Annotated in this window: 19 protein-coding genes; all 19 read left to right on the top strand. The window is 50.8% G+C overall.

Features of this window, described 5'->3' with window-relative positions; genetic code table 11:
- Window positions 1–3 precede the first annotated feature (3 nt).
- The 19 genes from ACLIKD_RS12105 to ACLIKD_RS12015 all read left to right on the top strand — a co-directional run bounded on the left by ACLIKD_RS12105 (window position 4) and on the right by ACLIKD_RS12015 (window position 21463).
- Window positions 4–813, top strand: a complete 810-nt coding sequence (locus ACLIKD_RS12105) for a class I SAM-dependent methyltransferase (RefSeq protein ID WP_428825256.1) — start codon at window positions 4–6, stop codon at window positions 811–813.
- Window positions 814–857: 44 nt separating this feature from the next.
- Window positions 858–2105, top strand: coding sequence for a dTDP-4-amino-4,6-dideoxygalactose transaminase (gene rffA, locus ACLIKD_RS12100; RefSeq protein ID WP_428825255.1), 1248 nt, complete (start codon window positions 858–860; stop codon window positions 2103–2105).
- Window positions 2105–3556 carry a flippase gene (locus ACLIKD_RS12095; protein ID WP_428825254.1) on the top strand — a complete coding sequence of 484 codons (1452 nt, stop codon included), beginning with the start codon at window positions 2105–2107 and terminating at the stop codon, window positions 3554–3556. The genes rffA and ACLIKD_RS12095 overlap by 1 nt, the downstream gene beginning before the upstream one ends.
- 8 nt (window positions 3557–3564) lie before the next feature.
- Entirely contained in the window at window positions 3565–4527 is a 963-nt protein-coding gene (locus ACLIKD_RS12090) for a glycosyltransferase (protein ID WP_428825253.1), read from the top strand.
- A complete protein-coding gene (locus tag ACLIKD_RS12085) occupies window positions 4524–5879 on the top strand; it encodes a hypothetical protein (RefSeq protein ID WP_428825252.1) in 1356 nt (451 codons plus the stop codon). The genes ACLIKD_RS12090 and ACLIKD_RS12085 overlap by 4 nt, the downstream gene beginning before the upstream one ends.
- A complete protein-coding gene (locus ACLIKD_RS12080) occupies window positions 5869–6873 on the top strand; it encodes an acyltransferase (protein WP_428825251.1) in 1005 nt (334 codons plus the stop codon). Before ACLIKD_RS12085 ends, ACLIKD_RS12080 begins: the two co-directional genes overlap by 11 nt.
- Window positions 6774–8033: a glycosyltransferase gene (locus tag ACLIKD_RS12075; protein WP_428825250.1), complete on the top strand. Its 1260-nt coding sequence runs from the start codon at window positions 6774–6776 to the stop codon at window positions 8031–8033. Before ACLIKD_RS12080 ends, ACLIKD_RS12075 begins: the two co-directional genes overlap by 100 nt.
- 24 nt (window positions 8034–8057) lie before the next feature.
- Window positions 8058–8912 carry a dTDP-4-dehydrorhamnose reductase family protein gene (locus ACLIKD_RS12070; RefSeq protein ID WP_428825249.1) on the top strand — a complete coding sequence of 285 codons (855 nt, stop codon included), beginning with the start codon at window positions 8058–8060 and terminating at the stop codon, window positions 8910–8912.
- Between the two features lie 22 nt (window positions 8913–8934).
- On the top strand, window positions 8935–9945 hold the full coding sequence (locus ACLIKD_RS12065; RefSeq protein ID WP_428825248.1) for a polysaccharide biosynthesis protein: 1011 nt from the start codon (window positions 8935–8937) through the stop codon (window positions 9943–9945).
- Window positions 9938–11077: a non-hydrolyzing UDP-N-acetylglucosamine 2-epimerase gene (wecB, locus tag ACLIKD_RS12060; protein ID WP_428825247.1), complete on the top strand. Its 1140-nt coding sequence runs from the start codon at window positions 9938–9940 to the stop codon at window positions 11075–11077. The genes ACLIKD_RS12065 and wecB overlap by 8 nt, the downstream gene beginning before the upstream one ends.
- 13 nt (window positions 11078–11090) lie before the next feature.
- Window positions 11091–12308, top strand: coding sequence for a glycosyltransferase family 4 protein (locus ACLIKD_RS12055; protein WP_428825246.1), 1218 nt, complete (start codon window positions 11091–11093; stop codon window positions 12306–12308).
- 38 nt (window positions 12309–12346) lie between these two features.
- The gene (locus ACLIKD_RS12050; protein ID WP_428825245.1) at window positions 12347–13264 is read left to right on the top strand and encodes a UDP-glucose 4-epimerase family protein; all 918 of its coding nucleotides are present in this window, start codon (window positions 12347–12349) and stop codon (window positions 13262–13264) included.
- Window positions 13265–13537: 273 nt separating this feature from the next.
- Window positions 13538–14098 (top strand): sugar transferase, encoded by a 561-nt coding sequence (locus ACLIKD_RS12045; protein WP_428825244.1) that lies wholly within the window; start codon window positions 13538–13540, stop codon window positions 14096–14098.
- Window positions 14099–14131: 33 nt separating this feature from the next.
- Window positions 14132–14524 carry a hypothetical protein gene (locus ACLIKD_RS12040; protein ID WP_428825243.1) on the top strand — a complete coding sequence of 131 codons (393 nt, stop codon included), beginning with the start codon at window positions 14132–14134 and terminating at the stop codon, window positions 14522–14524.
- Window positions 14518–16428, top strand: a complete 1911-nt coding sequence (locus ACLIKD_RS12035; RefSeq protein WP_428825242.1) for a polysaccharide biosynthesis protein — start codon at window positions 14518–14520, stop codon at window positions 16426–16428. The genes ACLIKD_RS12040 and ACLIKD_RS12035 overlap by 7 nt, the downstream gene beginning before the upstream one ends.
- 37 nt (window positions 16429–16465) lie before the next feature.
- Window positions 16466–17389: a Wzz/FepE/Etk N-terminal domain-containing protein gene (locus tag ACLIKD_RS12030; RefSeq protein WP_428825241.1), complete on the top strand. Its 924-nt coding sequence runs from the start codon at window positions 16466–16468 to the stop codon at window positions 17387–17389.
- Window positions 17390–17465: 76 nt separating this feature from the next.
- A complete protein-coding gene (locus ACLIKD_RS12025; RefSeq protein ID WP_428825240.1) occupies window positions 17466–19397 on the top strand; it encodes a bifunctional 3-phosphoshikimate 1-carboxyvinyltransferase/cytidylate kinase in 1932 nt (643 codons plus the stop codon).
- An 89-nt stretch (window positions 19398–19486) separates the two neighbouring features.
- Window positions 19487–21166 carry a 30S ribosomal protein S1 gene (gene rpsA / locus ACLIKD_RS12020; protein ID WP_226416444.1) on the top strand — a complete coding sequence of 560 codons (1680 nt, stop codon included), beginning with the start codon at window positions 19487–19489 and terminating at the stop codon, window positions 21164–21166.
- Window positions 21167–21178: 12 nt separating this feature from the next.
- Window positions 21179–21463, top strand: coding sequence for an integration host factor subunit beta (locus ACLIKD_RS12015; protein WP_226416443.1), 285 nt, complete (start codon window positions 21179–21181; stop codon window positions 21461–21463).
- Window positions 21464–21506: the final 43 nt, after the last annotated feature.

Here is a 21506-nt window from a genome sequence, read left to right as displayed (position 1 = left end):
CCAGTGCTCGAAGATGGCGTCCAGTTGTATGCGCCTGACTTTGCAAATAGCGGAGGGGGCTTCAAGTCGTGCTATTTCTCAGAATTGGCTAGATTGGAAGAGCAGAACTTCTGGTTTCGATCCAGAAACCAATTGATTGTTTGGGCTCTTAGCAAGTATTGCAAGGATTTCCAGTCTTTTCTTGAAGTGGGTTGCGGCACGGGCTTCGTCTTGTCCGGTGTGTCGCAGGCGTTTCCTGGCGCGACATTGCTTGGTAGCGAGATTTTTTCAGCCGGTCTTGGCTATGCGGCAGCGAGGTTGCCGTCAGTGAAGTTCATCCAGATGGATGCCAGAGACATTCCATATCGCGAAGAATTTGATGTCATTGGAGCTTTCGATGTTCTAGAGCACATCGAAGATGACATGACGGTTCTTTGTGAGGTGCGCGCGGCGTTGAAGGCGAACGGCTTCATGTTCATCACCGTTCCTCAGCATCGCTGGTTATGGAGCCCCGTGGATGAATATGCATGCCATGTCAGACGATATTCAGCTTCGGAGTTGTATAAGAAGCTTGAATCAATCGGTTTTGATATTGTGCATAGCACTTCCTTTGTATCCTTGTTGTTGCCCGCCATGTTGCTGTCGCGACTTAAACAGCGGCATGCGCAGTCAAGCATCGATCCTGCCGATGAACTTAAACTTTCAGGAGGGCTGAACGCTTTTCTCTACAAAGTGATGCAGGCCGAGCTTGGCTTCATAAAAAGCGGTGTCAACCTGCCTTTCGGCGGATCAAGACTGGTTGTGGCCAAGCGGAGAGATTGGATATTGAAATGATTGTTGGCTCGCTAGTACCAGAACGTGCGGCAGGGAGATCATAAGTGGCTAATGACAAAATACCTTTCAACAAGCCCTACATGACCGGGAAAGAGCTCTACTACATTGCCGAAGCCAAGTTCGGTAACATGCTGGCCGGCGACGGCCCTTTCACCAAGCGCTGCCACCACTGGCTTGAGAAAAGGACTGGCTGTGCCAAGGCCCTGTTGACCCATTCGTGCACAGCGGCCCTGGAGATGGCGGCGCTGTTGCTGGATATTCAGCCGGGCGACGAAATCATTATGCCCTCGTACACTTTTGTTTCGACGGCCAATGCTTTCGTCTTGCGTGGTGGTGTGCCGGTGTTCGTGGATATCCGTGAAGATACGCTGAACCTTGATGAGCGCTTGATCGAAGCGGCCATTACATCGCGCACTAGGGCGATCGTACCGGTGCACTACGCGGGTGTTGCGTGCGAGATGGATGCCATCATGGCGATCGCCCGTCGGTATGGCTTGAAGGTGGTGGAGGATGCAGCGCAAGGGGTCATGTCAAGTTACAAAGGGCGGGCGTTGGGCAGCATAGGTGACTTGGGTGCGTACAGTTTTCATGAAACGAAGAATGTGATTTCCGGCGAAGGCGGGGCGTTATTGGTCAACGATTCAGAACTTGCTTTACGCGCGGAAATCATTCGCGAAAAAGGTACGGATCGCAGTCGCTTCTTCCGCGGTGAGGTGGACAAATATACTTGGCAGGAGGTCGGTTCATCCTTCCTTCCGGGGGAACTCATCGCGGCATTCCTCTGGGCTCAATTGGAAGAGGCGGAGAGAATTACCAACGACCGCCTTGCGAGTTGGGCGCGTTATCACGAGATGCTTAAGCCGTTGGAAGCCAAAGGTTTTCTCCGGCGCCCGATTGTTCCAGAGGGGTGCCAGCACAATGCGCATATGTATCAGGTGCTATTAGCGCCTGAGATTAATCGGCAGCGAGTGCTGGACGAACTGAAACGCGAGCAAATTTACTCGGTGTTTCACTATGTACCACTACATTCCTCACCAGCAGGGCAGAGGTTTGGGCGGGTACATGGGGCGTTGAATGTTACAGAACGGGAGTCTGAGCGCTTAGTTCGTTTACCGCTGTGGGTAGGAATTACTGAAGCACAGCAACATAGATTGCTCGATGTCCTGACGAAAAGCGTCAACGCTGGTTGTGAGCGCCTGCTGAAAACGGGCAACCGCCACAAAATTTTTGGCAATCGGGCTGATGAACCATCTAGAGACCTGAATCCGACGAGCTTTGGACCCTCTCAATAATGAAACTGGTAAGGCACTCGCTGTACAACCTTTTTGGGCTTGGCCTGCCATTAGCGGTAGCTGTTTTCTGTATACCGGTTCTTATCAGAGAATTAGGTGAGGCCCGTTTCGGATTGTTGACGCTGATTTGGGCGGTTGTGAGTTACTTCGGATTGTTTGATCTTGGCTTGGGGCGGGCGCTGACGCAACTGCTTGCTGTCGCCATGGCCGAGAATGACGAAAAGGGCATTGGCTCGCTGGTGGCGACCGCTACCGCACTAATGGCGGGGCTAGGGATCTTTGCAGGATTGCTGATGGCGCTTTTGGCGCCTTGGGGCGTCGGAATGATTCAGTCAGTACCGGATCAGCAGGAATCTGTTAATGCCGTGCTGCTGATGGCGCTGGCGATGCCGGCCATAGTCCTGACCTCTGGATTCAGGGGGGTGTTGGAAGCGCGCCACGCCTTCGGTATCATCAATGCGATTCGACTGCCGATGGGGTTGTTCACTTTTCTTGGCCCTGTTGCTGTAGTGCTATATGGCTCGACAAGATTGGATATGGTTACTGGTGTTCTGGCTGCTGGGCGCATAGTTGCCTGTGCGGTTCACGCCCGGTACGCATGGCGTGTTCTTCCTGATGATCACGGAAGGCTTGCTCTTCGGAAGACACTCCTAAGGCCCCTTTGTGTGTCTGGCGGCTGGCTCACCTTGAGCAACATCATCAGTCCGTTCATGGGCTATGTGGATCGTTTCATCATTGGCGGCGTTGTGTCTGCTACTGCTGTGGCTCATTACACAACCCCGCAGGAAATTATTACCAAACTGTGGATTGTGCCGGGTGCTTTGACAGCGGTACTTTTTCCAGCGTTTGCGGCAGACGTTACCAAGCAAGATGGAAAAACTCGACCGCTATTTGCCAAGGCTGTGCATTGGCTGTTCCTGACGCTTTTTCCGATAACTTTATTCTTGGCTTTATTTGCTCAAGAAATTTTGACGGTTTGGGTGGGCTCCGAATTCGCGTTGCAAAGTGCAATGTTGATGCAAATTTTTGCCGCGGGGATTCTTGTAAACTGTTTGGCTCACGTACCATTCACGTTGATTCAAGGCGCGGGTAAACCGCAGATTACTGCACTCATTCATTGTATCGAATTGCCTTTTTTTCTTTTGGCCATTTGGGGGCTAACTTCAAAGTATGGTGTGTTAGGTGCTGCTCTCGCATGGTTTATTAGAATGGTTGTGGATACTCTGCTTATGTTTGTTTTGTGCAATTCTTTGCAGGGCTGGTCCCAAAGAGTTCTTATAAGCCCAAGAATTGTCAGCTATACGATGCTGGTAGCTATAGCGTTTTCCGGTATTTTTTTTAATGAATTTTTTTTACGGGCGGTTTGGGTTTTAACGATATCCATCGTTTCGGCAATGATCCTCTTTAAGCAAGAATTTGCAAAGAAGCTTCCCAAACTGGGAGCGGAGTAATTTTTAGCATGGCAGAGAGATTAAATCCAACACAGAACTTTCCCTTGGTTAGTATCGTTACTCCAACTTATAACCAAGCAGAGTATCTTGCTGAAACTATTGAGAGTGTTTTGTCTCAGACGTATCCAAATATCGAGTACATCGTGCTCGATGATGGGTCGACCGATAATACTCAAGAGGTCTTAAAGCAATTTGATGGTCGCATACGCCATGAACGCCACGCGAACATCGGGCAAGCGCAAACCTTAAATAAGGGCTGGAACCTATGCGAGGGGAAATACATCGGCTACCTAAGTTCGGACGATCTATTGTACCCAAATGCTATAAGTGAACTGGTTGTCTTGCTTGAGAAAGAACAGTCAATCGTTTGTGTTTTTCCAGATTCTAATCTCATTGATAATTTTTCTCGTGTGGCCAAACGTAACATATGCCACGCTTTTGATCTGAGCGATACTGTGGTCCGACAAGAATGTTATATAGGGCCAGGCGCAATTTTTCGCAAAACTGCATTTGATTCGCTTGGTGGATGGCGAGCAGATTTAAAACTCGCGCCCGATAGAGAATTTTGGATCAGAATTTCGTCTCTTGGTAGAATTGAAATGTGTAATTCTGTGCTGGCTGGTTACAGAATGCATCCGGATTCAATATCTTATAAAGATGTTTCTGAAAATATAAGTAGGGAATATTTGCGGGTTCTTGACGGATATTTCTCAGGAAGTAATGTTCCAAAGAATATCGCCGACCGACAAAATGAGGCATATGGGTATGCCTATTTACTATTGGCAAGAAACAGCTTCAGGGCCGGAAATATCAGGCGTGGGATCGAATTGTATGGTGTGGCCTGTAGCCATTGTGCTGATTTGAGAGGGCATAAATTTAAGGCACGCCTACTAAGAAATGTCGTAAGTCGCCCGATTCGAAGACTGATTTCGTTTTTTCGAGCGATGATTGATTATGGGAGGAGATTTTGACTCTACGTGGTAAATGGTTAGCTCCGCTGGTTTTCTTTCAAGTCTATCTTGGCATTACTATCTTACTCTATCTCTTCGGGCCGTGGCCCTGGGGTACGGCCAATCAGGATTTTGTGGTTGGCTACCTTATGCTTGCGCAAGTGTTTATAGCATTTGGATATTTTTTGTCTTGGAGGAAAGTGAGCCGGATCGGTCGTGATGGGGCGTCCATTTCTCATTTTCATAAACCAGTCGTTACCTTTCTGAAGGTGGCATTGCTGGTTAATTACGCCTTTTTTATTCCAAGTTCTCTGTCTCGTACTGGTGCTTTAGTTCCAGATATTATATTTGGTTTAACAAGTCCGGGTCTTTCATACAATCTCAATTTTGAGAGATTGGAGCAAGGGAACTCATTTGTTTTTGTTGAATATGCCAGGATGCTTCTTTCCCCATGGATCATCGGATTATTCCCTGTGGCAGTTGTGCACTGGAAGTCGTTAAGTCGATCGATTAAATATTTGAGTTTTGGTGCAGTTTTGTTAAATATTTCTTTATTTGTTGGTACAGGAACCAACAAGGGACTCGCAGATTTCGTTATCACGCTGCCGTGGTTGATTTCTCTTGGCGTGTCACTTGGGTATTTGAATGTTAGGCTAAACTCAAGAATACTAGTTGTGTTCGGGGTCTTGATTGTTGCTTTGTTTGGATTTTTTGGCGCAGGCCAGGTTCAGCGTGCGGGTGATACTGGTGTGCTCGGTGCATTTGACAGCGGGGACGGAATCATTTTTGCGGACAGAGATCATTTCGTCTCAATATGGCTACCTGATTTTTTGGTTATTGTTTTTGAGTCCATTACTAGATATGTTACGCAGGGATATTACGCTTTGTCCCTAACGTTCACTATTGTAAGTGATACTACGTTTGGTTTTGGAAATTCAATGTTTTTGGCTCGTAATGCTGATGCTCTAACAGGTAGTGCGTATTTTACGTCGCAGTCACTCCCTGGCTTATTGGAGCAATCACACGGATGGAGCATGACGGGGCTCTGGCATTCAATCTATCCTTGGTTAGCGTCAGACTTCGGATTTTTCGGAGCATTGATCGTTGTTGGGGGCTTTGGTTATATTTTGGGTCTGTCGTGGGGTCTGTCTTTGGTAGCGCCGCATCCGATAAATATAATTATTTGCTATTTTGTTTTCATAGTTTTTTATTATATTCCGGCAAATAACCAAATATTTCAAAGTGGAGAGACCGCAGTAGGGTTCGTGCTTTGCTGTCTCTATGCGCTAACCGTGGGGCAAAAAAAATTGACCTTTCTGCATTCAAACAATGACAAGAAAAATAAAGCCAATGGAGCCCAATTTGGACAATAGAATTTGTGCGTTAAGGGTGCTTGCCTGTTTTATGGTGATACTTTTGCACTTGTCAGCAGTTATTTACGGCACGGTTAATGAAAGATGGTGGTCGGGAAATTTTTATGATTCGCTTTCTAGATCTTCAGTTCCCCTATTTCTCATGATTGCAGGGGCTACTTTATTGCCTAAAAAAGAAAATATAAAAGTTTTTTTTGGCAAACGCTTGGTAAGAATTATACCTCCCCTAGTGCTGTGGTCGATGCTATATCTTTTTTGGTTGGATTATAATGGTGTGGCTACAGGAAATTGGGTGGCGGCGATGCTAAAAGGGCCAACAATGTATCATCTGTGGTACTTTTATGCTTTGGTCGGAATTTATTTGTTTGTGCCTGTTATCCGTAAATTTTATAACAACAGTTCACGCTCTGAACATGTGTGGTTCATCGGTGTATGGTTCGTGGTTGCGTCAGTAATTCCTACCTTAAATAATCTGATTTTCAATCTTCATTGTGAAGGTTATATTGGATTTGATACATTTTCTTCGACATACCACCTTTCGTATTTTAGCGGTTATTTAGGGTACTTGGTTCTTGGGGCTTATATAGCTGACGGGAAATATAATTCGATTTTTGGGACTGTTGTTTTTTTGTTGGCTTCAGCGATTACGGCCGCAGGTAGCTATATTCTTTCTGCGCACTTCAGTCAGCCGTGCGAATTCTTTTTTGTCTATCTTTCTCCATTTGTTGTTGCAGCTGGTTACGGATTATTTATTGCTTTTATGGGCATGGATCGCAAGGCGCCATCTAAAGTGCTCTCGGTCTTGGCAGATTGTACGTTAGGTATTTATGGTCTCCATGTGTTAGTAATTGAACTGTTTAGAATGCAAGGGATTTCGGTCGGGATTGGGAATCCATGGGTGACTATTCCTCTTGTTACAGTTGGGGTTTTTGTAACTTGTTTTTGTGTAATTTTTGTTTTGCGCTTAGTGAAGCCATTTCGCTATGTGTTTTAACTGGACTCATGACTTCACAAATTATGAAGCAACTTCATATTGTACAAAGCATAGCTTCGGATTTTGGCGGTCTTGGGCTTGCCGCGTTGCGCTACGCTCAAGCGCTCGCGCTATCTAATGCAAATATTTCACTTTTCGTCGTTGACCGTAGCAAGGAAGAAATTAGTGTGGATAGCGGTGTCGGTGCCGTTAGGCTTGATGGAGGTGGTGGTGTGGGGCTCTTGTCTCGGATTAGAGCTCTAAAGCGATATCTTGATCAGTTTAGCTTTGACGTCGTTCATATTCATGGAACTTGGACGCCCATTCTCGTTGTGGCCAGTTATCTTGCTTCTATTAAAGGCATTCCGGTAGTTGTATCGCCGCATGGGTGTCTTGAGCCATGGGCGCTTCAGCACCGTGGATGGAAAAAGAAACTCGCCTTAGCTTTGTATCAGAAGCGCGTATTTTCTAAAGCATCCATGATTGTTGCTACCGCTAGGCAGGAGCTTGAAAGTATCCGACGTCTAGGTATAGAGACGCCTGTTGCAGTCATTCCCAATGGGGTTGACATGCCGCCTGTGCTTGCACGCTTGCAAGCAGGGAAGCGTAAATTTCTGTTTTTGTCGCGAATACATCCAAAAAAAGGATTGCCTGACCTTGTTGCAGCATGGGCATTGGTTCGGCAACCTGGATGGCAAGTTGTTATTGCCGGGCCGGATGAGGATGGGCATCTTGATCAGATTCGCGCGCAGGTCGACTCCTTAGGGCTAAGGTACGACTTCGAGTTCACTGGTTTGGTTACCGGAGAGCGGAAAGAGGCTCTGTTCGCCGGAGCGGATGTATTCGTATTACCTACCTACTCGGAGAATTTCGGAATTGCTGTCGCTGAAGCGCTTGCGCGCGGTGTTCCAGTTATTACGACAACCGGAGCGCCTTGGGAGGATATTGAGAGTAGGTGCTGCGGGTGGTGGGTGCAGCCAGGCGTGGATGGAATTGCTTGTGCTCTGGTTGCTGCCATGAATACGCCTCGGGAAGAATTAAGTGAAATGGGACAGCGAGGCATTCTGCTCGTCAAAGAGAAGTATGCGTGGGATCAGATTGGCCGCTCTGCGCTTGGGGCCTACCAGTGGATGCTTGGGCAAAGTCAGCAGTGCCCCGACTTTGTCCATCTTAAAAATTAACGGTAAAAGGGAGCGATTCAGAACATGAAGATACTGGTCTTAGGGGCATCCGGCATGCTGGGGAATGCGGTTTTTCGCTTGTTTGCGGAAAGCGATGGCTTCGACGTTATTGGAACAGTGCGGAGTGAACGTTCTAGGAGACTCTTTCCCGAGTTTTTGCAATCTGCCCTGATCAGCGGCGTTGATGTTGAGAATATCGATAATCTGATGCATGTTTTGGGGGGAGTGAAACCCGAGGTGGTTATTAACTGTATTGGATTGGTCAAGCAACTGGCGGAGGCTGATGATCCGCTGGCGGCAATTCCGATCAATTCGTTGCTGCCACATCGTATGGCGCGCTTATGTGCAGTTGCTGGAGCGCGTTTTGTACACGTGAGTACAGATTGTGTGTTTTCAGGTTCGAAAGGGATGTACACCGAGGCCGACTTTTCGGATGCGAAGGATCTCTACGGGCGTAGCAAGTTTCTCGGCGAGGTTGATTATCCAAACGCGGTGACGTTGAGGACATCGATCATCGGTCACGAACTTGAAGGCGCGAGAAGCCTTGTGGGTTGGTTTCTCTCACAAAGCGGGTCGGTGAGGGGGTTCAAGAGGGCGATTTTCTCAGGTTTGCCGACCGTCGAAATTGCGCGCCTGATCCGGGATTGCGTCCTGTCGAACCCATATTTGCGCGGGCTCTATCATGTGTCTGCTGACCCGATAGACAAGTATGACTTGTTGTGTCTTCTAGCGGATGCCTACGGGAAGACTATCGATATCAAGGTGGATGAGAGTGTTGCGATCGATCGTTCGCTGGATTCTTCGCGCTTTCGTTTGGTTACAGGGTTCCAGCCAAAACCCTGGCCTGAATTGGTGAAATCCATGAAGGACTTTGGCTAGAGTTACATCTGAAAGGAAAATTGTGTTCAAAAATAAGACGTTGTTGATTACCGGGGGCACTGGCTCATTTGGTAATGCGGTTCTCCAGCGGTTTCTGCATTCCGATATTTCTGAAATCCGGATTTTCAGCCGTGACGAGAAGAAGCAAGAAGATATGCGCATCGCTTTGAATAGCGACAAACTCAAGTTCTACATCGGTGATGTACGGAACTACGACAGCATCCATGATGCGCTGCGCGGTGTGGACTATGTTTTCCACGCGGCGGCATTGAAGCAGGTTCCGTCATGCGAGTTCTACCCAATGGAGGCTGTTCGCACCAATGTTCTGGGGGCTGAGAACGTTATGCGTGCAGCCATTGCCAATGAGGTCAAGCGCTGCGTTGTGTTGAGCACGGACAAGGCAGTTTATCCCATCAATGCCATGGGGATTTCGAAGGCGATGATGGAAAAACTGATGGTAGCAAAGTCACGTCTTTGTGATCCTGGCAAGACCGTTCTTTCTGCCACTCGCTATGGCAATGTAATGGCTTCGCGAGGGTCTGTCATTCCTCTTTTTCTCGATCAATTGCAATCTGGCAAAGCGCTGACCATAACTGATCCGACCATGACCCGCTTTCTCATGACCTTGGAGGAGTCGGTGGATCTTGTTCTTTACGCTTTTGAGCATGCACGACCGGGAGATATTTTTGTCCAGAAGGCGCCCGCGTCCACGGTGGGCGATCTGGCTCAGGCGATGAAGGAATTACTTGGCAGGGACAACGAAATCAAGATCATTGGCACCCGTCATGGAGAGAAACTTTATGAGTCGCTGCTTTCACGTGAGGAAATGGTGAGATCTGAGGATTTAGGTGGTTACTACCGAATCCCGGCCGATTCCCGGGACTTGAACTACGCCAAATATTTCGTCGAGGGTGAGACCGAAATATCCAGTATCGATGACTACACTTCGCACAATACGCATCAACTCGATGTCAAGGGTGTAAAGCAAACGCTTTTGAAACTCGACATAATTCGTGAGGTGATCGATGCGTAAGCTCAAGGTTATGACGATCGTCGGGACGCGTCCCGAGATCATTCGTCTGTCAGTTACCATTGCGAAACTTGATTCTCATTGCGACCATGTTTTGGTTCACACCGGCCAAAATTATGATTATGAGTTAAATGAAGTTTTCTTTAGCGACTTGGGAGTCCGCAAGCCCGATATGTTTCTCGAGGCTGCTGGAGCAACGGCGGCTGAAACTATCGGACAAGTGATCATTGCGGCCGACAAGGCGCTACAGGCACATCAACCTGAGGCATTATTGCTCTTGGGGGATACCAACAGTTCCTTGGCTGCCATAGCGGCAAAGAGAAGAAAGATTCCGATATTCCATATGGAGGCAGGTAACCGCTGCTTCGATTTCCGTGTTCCGGAAGAAATTAATCGGCGCATTGTTGACCACACATCGGATATAAATTTGACTTACAGCGAAATTGCCCGTGAATACCTATTGCGCGAGGGCCTGCCTCCCGATCAGGTGATCAGGACGGGTAGTCCGATGCGTGAGGTCATTGAACACTACTTGCCGGGAATTGAGGCTTCGAAGGTGCTGGAGTTACTAGGTCTTTCTGCGCGACGTTACTTCGTGGTCAGTTCGCATCGCGAAGAGAATGTGGATTCGCCTGAGAACCTGACCAAGTTGTTCGGCATCCTGAATGCACTGGCCGAGACTTATCAGGAGCCGGTGATTGTGTCGACGCACCCGCGTACTCGCAAGCGCATGGATGCAATTGGCTTGACCGCGCATCCGCTGGTTCAGTTTCTCAAGCCATTTGGTTTTCTCGACTACATTAAGTTGCAGACCGAAGCGCGCTGCGTGTTGTCGGACAGCGGCACGATCACCGAAGAGTCTTCCATTCTGAATTTCCCTGCACTAAATCTTCGGGAAGTGCATGAACGACCGGAGGGTTTCGAAGAAGCTTCGGTGATATTTGTTGGCCTGAGTGTTGACCGTACTTTTCAGGGATTGAGCATCCTCGAATCACAACCGCGCGGCTGCGAGCGATTGCTTCGCCTAGTGAACGATTATTCGCCAGACAACGTATCAGACAAGGTGTTGCGCATTATTCAAAGCTACACGGATTTTGTGAATCGTAAGGTTTGGCGAAAAACCGAGGTTGACTGAGGTCGAATCTGGTATGCGCGTATTGATTCTGAGCCAGTATTTCTGGCCTGAGACCTTTCGAATAACGGAAGTCGCTATTGCTCTTCGAGATGCTGGGTGTGAGGTGCTAGTGCTTACTGGGCAACCAAACTATCCAGATGGAGAAATATTTAATGGATACTCGGCGTGCTCTATTGGGGCCCAGGTGCACCAAGGGATTGAAGTACTACGTGTCCCATTAGTTCCTCGTGGTCCCGGCTCTGCAATACGTTTGGCTATAAACTATCTGTCATTTGTATTTTCTGCGGCGGTTTTTGGCCCATGGGTTCTCCGCGGCCGTTCAATTGATGCCATATTGGTTTTTGCGCCGTCGCCTATTCTTCAGGTTATTCCGGCAATTTGGCTGGCGTGGCTGAAAAAGGCTTCTCTGGTGACTTGGGTTCAGGATCTTTGGCCAGAGAGTCTCAGTGCAACTGGTTTTGTTAAAAACAAGATTTTACTTGAGGCTGTTTCTACGGTTGTGCGATGGATCTATCGGAGAAACGATGTCCTTTTAGTTCAATCGGAGGCCTTTGAGGCGTCTGTCCGGAAAATGGCAGGTGGTACACCTGTTGTTTACCATCCAAACCCAGGAGACTTTGCTTTTTCAAATCCACGAGATACTGAGTCGCTAGTAAGCTACGGTCCCGGGTTTAACATCGTTTTCGCAGGGAATCTTGGAACCGTTCAATCCCTTGATACCGTACTTCAAGCTGCAAATATACTTCGGTACGAACGAGATGTCTCCTTCATTCTGATCGGAAGTGGTAGTCGTTCGGAATGGCTCCATGGAGAGATCGCCAGACTGGGTTTGGATAATGTGAAACTGCCAGGGCGTTTTCCTCCTTCAGCAATGCCGACTATCATGGAAAAAGCTTCGGTTCTTTTGGTTAGTTTGATTCGTAGTCCGATTATGAATCAAACGGTGCCTAGCAAACTACAAGCCTACTTTGCAGCGGGTAAGCCTGTTATTGCTTCTCTCGATGGTGAAGGGGCGCGGATTGTAAAGAAGGCGGATGCTGGACTAACTTGCCCTGCGGAAGATGCATTAGCTTTGGCCGAGGCGGTTAAGCAACTACGCGATACACCGAAAGATCGACTCGATTGCATGGGAAAAAATGCGTGTAAATTTTATCAGGAAAATTTTGAGCCTAGAATGTTGGCGGCGAGACTCATGACAGTTTTGTTGGATTTGAAAAGAGGGCTTGGGTGATTCTTGTAACAGGCGCTTCCGGTTTCGTTGGGTGTGCATTGGCTGCCACCTTAGCTCAGCAACAACAGGTCAGAATATCGGTCAGAAATCTATCTGATGAGGGACTTCCTGTGGGAACGGAAGTGGTTCGGGCGCAGTTATCAGCAAGCGAGGATTGGTCTGAAGCATGTAATGGAGTGAGGACTGTTGTGCACTGCGCTGCTCGTGTTCACATTATGAACGATCAAGCTGCAGATCCGATATCCGAGTTTCGTCACATCAATGTTGAAGGTACTTTAAATCTTGCGCAGCAATCTGCTGCTGCGGGCGTTAAACGCTTTATTTTTCTGAGTTCAATCAAGGTGAATGGCGATCAGACCGAAGCTGATAGGCCATTCACCGCTGACCAGTTGCCTAATCCAAACGACCCGTACGGGATTTCCAAGATGGAGGCCGAGGAGGGGCTTCGGGCGTTGTCGCAAGAGACGGGGATGGAGGTTGTTATTATTCGTCCTCCGCTGGTCTACGGGCCGGGGGTTAAGGGGAACTTTCAAGCAATGATGAGTTGGTTGTGGCGCGGTGTTCCGCTTCCGCTTGGTTGGGTAACCGAAAATCGGCGTAGCCTTGTATTTTTGGACAATCTCGTTGATCTCATCATCACCTGCATCGACCATCCTGCTGCCGGAAACCAGACCTTTCTGGTTTCAGATGATGAAGACTTGTCGACCGCAGCATTGTTGCGTCGGACGGCTGCTGGGCTCGGACGGCCGGCGCGTTTGGCTCCTGTGCCAGTGGGTTTGATCTTGCTGGCGGCAAAATTGATTAGGCGGCCGAATATCGCTCAACGCTTGTGTGGTTCGTTACAGGTGGATATTGGCAAAGCCAAGCAACTCTTGGGTTGGGTGCCCCCGGTGAGTGTAGATGAGGGGGTGCGTATAACGGGCGAGCGCTGGATCAAGGCGGAAGGGCTACGCTAGGCTGTGTTGCATGATCTCAAAAAGAGGCTGCTTTTCAAGCGTGGTTTGATCTTCGTCGTAATGATTTGATGACCTTACTCTGTCCTGCTGACAGGACAGAGTAAGGTTTTACCTCAACTGAAGAAAGAAATAACGGTTTACGCTTTGGGCGCTTGTGTTCGATCTAATCAAAAGAGCGTGGTGCGAATTGGAGTACGTATTTGTGAGAATCCCGAATCGATAGGAGATCCGCATGGGGTGCATTAATATTTTTGGTTTAAATGATTGGTCGGCATGAAGCGTCTGTTTGATTTGACTTTTGGGTTGTGCGCGATGATTGTTTTGGCGCTACCGATTTTGTTTGTAGCGGTTTTGGTCCGCTTGACCTCGCCAGGACCAGCGCTGTATTGGTCTGATCGGGTCGGTAAGGGAAACCGTATCTTTCAGATGCCGAAATTTCGTAGCATGCGGGTGGGAACGCCAGCAATGGCGACGCATCTGTTGAATGATCCAAAGGTATATCTGACTCCAATAGGCTCCTTTCTGCGTAAATCGAGTCTGGATGAGTTACCTCAGTTGTGGAGTATTCTCAAAGGTGATATGAGTTTTGTCGGGCCGCGACCGGCGCTTTTCAATCAGGATGATCTAATTTCCTTGCGTGCTAAGCAAGGAGTGCATGATTTAATTCCAGGCTTGACTGGCTGGGCTCAGATTAATGGGCGGGATGAATTGCCAATTCCTGAAAAGGTGAAGCTAGATGTCGAGTATCTTCAAAGGCGCTCCCTCGTGTTTGATATTCAGATTTTATGGCTGACTTTCGTCAAAGTGCTTCGGCGTGATGGGGTGTCTCACTGATGCCTCTTCTGATTATTGTTGGGGCAGGTGGTCATGCGTGAAGCCGTGTTGCTTTCGGATGAATTCGCGGTTTTTCAGGATGATACCTTTTCGGAATTGACCAAGGTCCGGGGTTGTTCAGTATTTGGAGCTACTGCAGATATTAGGAAATACCGGGCCATTGCCGAAAATGCGGTAGTTGCAATTGGCGCCAATCAATTGCGGGAGGTGCAATGCGGCCAGTTCACGGCTGCAGGATTTGAGTTTCCGACGGTGGCTCATCACCGTATTGATTTTGGTCGTTTGGGTATTCATGTTGCGATGGTGGGGGGGGCTGTTTTGGGGTGTGGTGTCTGGAGGCTGGCTGGTTCTGCGTTAGGGTGTGGGGTAACAACAATTGGTGCCTGCGTAGTTCTTGCTCCCGGAGAGGGGGTAAGTCAATGTTGAAACCGTTATTGTCGCTTTCGCGCAGGAAAAAACAGGCGTTTGCCGTCGTAATAGATTTAGTACTGCTGTCTTTTGCATTTTGGTCGGCGCTGGGGTTGCGCTTTGAAACCTGGAATCCGGTATTGGCCAGTTATCGCTGGCAAATGATTGCGGCACCATTGCTGGCAATTCCAATATTTATTCGGCTTGGCCTTTATCGTGCAGTTATCCGATTCATGGAGGATCGGGTGGTTTTTGTAGTCGCCGGCGGGGTCACTTTGTCTGTTATCTTGCTAGCTGCTGGCGTCGCCTTGACCCACACCCCAGGCTTGTCGCGCGGCGTTCTGGGTATCTATTGGGTGCTGGCCATTCTGTATGTGGGGGCAACGCGTTTTCTTGCGCGCAGCTATTTTCTGCGTACTGAGCGTGCTCAGGATTCTCGTGTGCGGGTTGCAATCTACGGTGCTGGTCGGGCGGGTACGCAGTTGGCCTATGCGTTGCGTGCGGGCAGGGAATATTTGCCAGTGGCTTTTTTCGATGATAAGCCTGCATTGCAGAATACCGAGGTGGCTGGGCTGCGGGTTTATTCGCCGGATGAGCTCCCGTCAGTCATTGTTTCCAAGCAACTTGATGAGTTGTTGTTGGCTATTCCTTCGGCCAGCCGAACGCGGCGGCTAGAGGTTATAGATCGCCTTGAGGATTTTCATTGCAAGGTCAGGCTGGTGCCGGGCATGGCCGATGTGGTGAGTGGAAATGTTACGGTCGATGTAATTAGAGAGGTCGAAATCGAAGATTTGCTGGGTCGGGAATCCGTTGTGCCTGACGCCACATTGCTGGGTAAATGTATTACTGGAAAAGTTGTCCTGGTTTCAGGTGCGGGGGGATCCATCGGTTCAGAGCTTTGTCGTCAGATTATCCTGCTTCAACCATCACGGTTGATATTGATGGAACTGTCCGAGTTTGGGTTGTATTCAATCGAGCAGGAATTAGCAGCGTTATGTTCGCGTAACGCTTTACAAGTAGAGTTAGTGCCCTTGCTGGGGTCAGTAGTTCATTTGCGTCGCAATGAAATGGTGATGAAGAGCTTTGGGGTGCAGACCGTATATCACGCTGCAGCCTACAAACACGTACCGCTTGTGGAGCATAACCCAATTGAAGGATTGCGGAATAATGCGGTGGGTACGCGGCATATGGCGGAGGCCGCGCTAGCTGCGGGGGTGGAAACTTTTGTCTTGATTTCCACTGACAAGGCAGTGCGCCCAACCAATGTGATGGGGGCCAGTAAACGCCTCTCGGAACTGATTTTGCAGGCCTTGGCAAGAAAGGGAGGGGCGACTCGTTTCTGCATGGTGCGCTTTGGCAATGTGCTTGGTTCCTCGGGTTCGGTCGTGCCGCTGTTTCGTAAGCAAATCGCGGCAGGGGGACCGATTACCCTGACCCATACTGATATTACTCGTTATTTTATGACTATCCCCGAGGCTGCTCAATTGGTCATTCAGGCTGGCTCTATGGGTAAAGGTGGTGAGGTCTATGTGCTGGATATGGGCAAACCGCTTAAAATTATCGATTTGGCTCGGCGCATGGTGCATCTGAGTGGTTTTGAAGTGCGCGACGCAGCACATCCGGATGGCGATATTGCGATCGAGGTAGTTGGGTTGCGACCGGGGGAGAAGCTCTACGAGGAGTTGCTTATTGGCGAAAATGTAGAAGGAACATCTCATCCGTTGATAATGCGGGCGTATGAGCATGAGTTGCCGTGGTCGATGCTGATGGAGCGACTTGGGGATTTGGAGGAGGCTAGTCAAGCATTCGATTACGAGAAAGTGTTGGAATTGCTGGGCTTGTTGGTGCGTGAGTACGCTCCGGCTCGGCATGGTGATGGGGAGTTGTTGTGGCGGGTGATGGTAGCGCCTGCCAATGCGTGACGTGCTAGTGCTCTGAGATTTTTGGAAAGCTCGATAAATGAACGGAAATGAAGTTGTGCATGAAGACGAGGTTAGTCTGTTTGATCTATGGGAAAAGTTACGGGGTGGCTGGTGTTACGTGGTTGGTGGTACTGTGGTTGGGACTGTTTGTGCTGGTGCCGCTCTGATGGTTTTGCCGCCCAAGTATGAGGCGGTCGCGGTTGTGCAGGTTGGGGTGGTTGGGGTGGTTGGTCAGGCCGGAGTGTCCGGAGTGCCTGGGCAGCCTGGGCAAGCGATTAACATGCCGATTGAGCCTGCCGCACAAGCGGTTGAACGAATGAAAACGCCAGCGTTTCAATTGAAGGTGGCAGAGAGGGTAGGCAATCAAACTTGGGTTGAAGACTTGATGCGTTCGACGAACGCGACAACCAAATACATATCGTTGCAGATCGTCAAGGCGACGGCGACCCCCGGCAGTGCACCGCTGATCGAATTGAATGCAAAAGCGGAAACCCCTGAGCTCGCTAGGAAAATAGCCGACGAATCGATCAAAGAGCTGGCCAAACGTGAAGGTGTGTTGGCTAAGCCGATGATTGAAAAGTTACGGCAGGATCTGGCGATTGCCAGAGAGCGCTTGGCGAGCGCGGAGCGCGAGCTTCAATCGATCAATAAACTGGTGGTTAACGTCGGAGTCAAAGATGATCGCTTTACTCAGCTTTCGCTGATGACTGACTTGCGTGTTCAAAAAGAATCCGATGTCTTCAAGCAGCGTCAGGCAATTCTCGCCCTCGAAACGGCGCTTGGCGTGCCGTATACTCAGCCAGCCGAAGCCTTGGAGGACATATTCGTTACTGATAAACCAGTTTCTCCGAAGAAATCCCTGATTCTTTTCCTCGGCTTGATTTGTGGCCTGTTGGTCGGGGTGGTATCGGTGTTCATTGTCGGTTCTTGGCGGCGCTCGAAACGAGAGCGAGCTTTGTAGTCTGTTTCTTAACCGGCAAACGCCAATTTAAAATTTAACTTGGCTCGGGCTTGAAAGTCCGGGAGTGTGCTATCGGATGGAATTTCTTGATCTTCCCCAATTATTGTCCGCTACCGGAACCGTCCGCCTGCCGGGTTCGAAAAGCATCTCCAACCGTGTCCTGCTGCTCGCTGCGCTGGCTGAAGGCGAAACGGAGGTCCGCGACCTGCTCGCTTCCGATGACACCGAGCGCATGTTGGAGGCGCTCAAGATCCTCGGCGTCGGCGTAGCCCATCTGGGTGGCGATAACTGGCGGATCAGCGGCTGTGCCGGGCGCGTCCCTGTGCATCAGGCGGAGCTGTTCCTTGGTAACGCCGGGACCGCCTTCCGCCCGCTGACCGCGGCCCTGGCGCTGGTCGGCGGTGATTACGTGTTGAAGGGCGTGGCACGCATGCATGAGCGGCCGATCGGCGATCTGGTCGACGGCCTGCGCCAACTCGGTGCCGATGTCACTTATCTCGGCAACGACGGTTATCCGCCGCTACACCTGAAGCCGGCCACCATTCGCCCGGGCGGTATACTCAAGGTACGCGGCGATGTCTCTAGCCAGTTTCTGACTGGCCTGCTGATGGCCTTGCCGCTGACTGGTGAGATGGTAACTGTCGAAGTGGTCGGCGAGCTGATTTCCAAGCCCTACATTGAGATCACGCTGGCGACCATGGCGCGTTTTGGAGTGCATGTTCAGCGCGACGGCTGGCAGCGCTTTACCGTGGTGGCCGGTAGTCGTTATGTTTCGCCGGGAAAAGTTTATGTCGAAGGCGATGCCTCCTCGGCGTCGTATTTCCTTGCCTTGGGGGCTATTGGTGGCGGACCAGTGCGCGTCGAAGGGGTCGGACGCGATTCGATCCAGGGTGATGTCAAATTCGTCGAAGCGCTGGTGCAGATGGGGGCCAAGATCGAGATGGGCCCTAACTGGATGGAGGCGCGCGCACCGAAAACCGGTTTGGTCGCAGTCGATCTGGATTGCAATCACATCCCCGATGCGGCGATGACTCTGGCGACGGCCGCCTTGTTCGCTAAGGGGACGACAACGCTGCGCAACATAGCCAGCTGGCGGGTCAAAGAAACCGACCGCATCGCCGCAATGACGACCGAGTTGCGCAAGCTAGGTGCTGGCGTCGAGGAGGGGGCGGAATTCATCCGCGTGACGCCGGCCAGCCTGAGGTCGGCGGCGATCGATACCTACGACGATCACCGGATTGCGATGTGCTTCTCCTTGGCGGCTTTCGGCACGCCGCTCCGCATCAACGATCCGAAGTGCGTCGCGAAGACCTTCCCCGATTATTTCGGGCGGTTTGCCGGTGTCACCAAGGCTGCGCCGGTGATCGCCATTGATGGCCCTTCTGCCTCAGGCAAGGGGACTGTTGCGGCCCGGGTGGCGGCAGCGCTGAGCTTCGCCTATCTCGATTCCGGCGCCCTGTACCGTCTGACGGCGTTGGCGGCGCAACGGGTAGGCCTTGATTGGAACGATGAGTCTCGGATTGCCGCCATCGCCGAGAAGCTCGACATTGTATTTTCGGAAAAGGACATCAGTCTTGATGGTCAACCGGTCGGCGACGCTATTCGTACTGAGGAAATTTCCTCAGGTGCTTCGAAAGTGGCTGCGCTGCCTGCCGTCCGCGAAGCGCTGTTGTTCCGTCAGCGAGTTTTCAACAAGGCGCCCGGACTGGTCGGTGATGGACGTGATATGGGCTCTGTGGTTTTTCCGCAAGCTCGGCTTAAAGTCTTCCTGACCGCAAGTGTAGAAGCCAGGGCGGAGCGCCGTTATAAGCAGTTGATCGAAAAAGGTTTCTCTGCTAATCTCCCCGACCTTCTGCTTGATTTGCAGCAGCGCGATGCTCGGGATTCCGAGCGTAGCGTGGCTCCGCTCAGGCAGGAAGCGGATGCCAAGCTGCTGGACACCACGTCGCTGACGATCGAACAGGCGGTGAATCAGGTGTTGATGTGGAGCAGGGAAGCATTGCAGTAAGGTGTTGCCGGCCATGGGGTCGGCAACGTGATTCAAACTCTAACCCGCTGTGAATTTCACGGTTCGCGGCACGAAAGTTCTCTCCGTCAATGGAATCTTTTGCTCAACTATTTGAAGAATCCCTGGCTCGCCAGGAAATGCGTCAAGGCGAAGTCATCACTGCAGAAGTGGTGCTCATCGATCACAATTTCGTTGTGGTCAATGCCGGCCTGAAATCGGAATCCTATGTTCCGCTCGAAGAATTCCTGAATGATCAGGGCGAGCTTGAAGTCAAGGTGGGTGATTTTGTTCAAGTCGCCATCGAGATGCTGGAAGACGGCTACGGCGCAACGCGCCTGTCGCGCGATCGCGCCAAGCGCATCGCCGCTTGGAACTTCCTGGAGCAAGCCCTGAACGACAACTCCTTGGTCACCGGTACGATTACCGGCAAGGTCAAGGGCGGCCTCACCGTCATGTCCAATGGCGTCCGTGCATTCCTGCCGGGTTCGCTGGTCGACATGCGTCCGGTCAAGGACACCACCCCGTACGAAGGCAAGACCCTCGAATTCAAGGTTATCAAGCTCGATCGCAAGCGCAACAACGTCGTGATGTCGCGTCGTGCCGTGCTCGAAGCCACCGCTGACAAAGATCGCGAAAAGCTCCTCGAGAACCTCAAGGAAGGTACTACCGTCAAGGGTATCGTCAAGAACATCACCGACTACGGCGCATTCGTCGACCTCGGCGGCATCGATGGCTTGCTGCACATCACCGACCTGGCCTGGCGTCGTGTCCGTCACCCGAGCGAAGTGCTCAATGTCGGTGACGAAGTTACCGCCAAGATCCTCAAGTTCGACGCCGAGAAGAACCGCGTCTCCCTGGGTATGAAGCAATTGGGCGACGATCCGTGGGTTGGTATTGCCCGCCGTTACCCGGCCGGTACTCGCCTGTTCGGCAAGGTCACCAACCTGACCGACTACGGTTCCTTCGTCGAGATCGAACAAGGCATCGAAGGCCTGGTGCACGTCTCCGAAATGGACTGGACCAACAAGAACGTTCATCCGTCCAAGGTTGTTTCCCTGGGTGATGAAGTCGAAGTCATGATTCTGGAAATCGACGAAGAGCGTCGTCGTATCTCCCTGGGCATGAAGCAGTGCCAGCCGAATCCGTGGGACGACTTCGCGATGAACCACAAGAAGGGCGATAAGGTCCGTGGTGCCATCAAGTCGATCACCGACTTCGGTATCTTCATTGGCCTGCCTGGTGGCATCGATGGTCTGGTTCATCTGTCCGACCTGTCCTGGAGCGCGACTGGCGAAGAAGCCATCCGCAACTTCAAGAAGGGCGACGAAGTTGAAGCTCTGGTTCTCGGTATTGATGTCGAAAAGGAACGCATCTCCCTCGGCATCAAGCAGATGGAAGGCGATCCCTACACCAACTTCATTGCCACCCACGAAAAGAACAGCATCGTCAATTGCACCGTCAAGTCGGTTGATGCTCGTGGCGCCGTTCTCACGCTGGATGGTGAGAACGAAGGTTATCTGCGTGCCTCCGAGTTCTCGCGCGATCGTATCGACGACCTGTCGCAACACCTGAAGGTGGGCGATACGGTTGAAGCGATGATCATCAACGTCGATCGCAAGACCCGCGGTATCAACCTGTCGATTAAGGCCAAGGACAACGCCGAACAGCACGAAGCGATGCAGAAGCTTTCTGCTGAATCTTCTGCCGCTGCTTCCGGTACGACCAACCTGGGTGCCCTGTTGAAGGCCAAGCTCAACCAGCAAGGCTGATAAGGCAAAAGCATGACCAAATCCGAGCTCATCGCCCGGCTGGCGGAGCGGTTTCCGCAGTTGGTGGCGAAGGATGCTGATTTTGCGGTCAAGATGATTCTCGATGCGATGTCCGAAGCACTTGTGCGAGGGGATCGTATCGAGATCCGTGGATTCGGCAGCTTTGCGCTCAACTATCGGCCGCCGCGTACTGGTCGTAACCCCAAGTCGGGTGAAAAGGTCTGCGTTCCTGCCAAATGGGTTCCCCATTTCAAGGCGGGCAAGGAATTGCGCGAACGGGTCGATCAGTCGATCTGATATCGTGCAGGCGCAATGTGGTAGATTCAGGGCAGTGAGTGAT

Source organism: Azonexus sp. IMCC34842, from assembly GCF_050368855.1.
GTDB classification, from domain to species: Bacteria; Pseudomonadota; Gammaproteobacteria; order Burkholderiales; family Rhodocyclaceae; genus Azonexus; species Azonexus denitrificans_A.
Note: the sequence above shows the minus strand (reverse complement) of the source record. Positions and strands in the feature narration are given on the sequence as shown.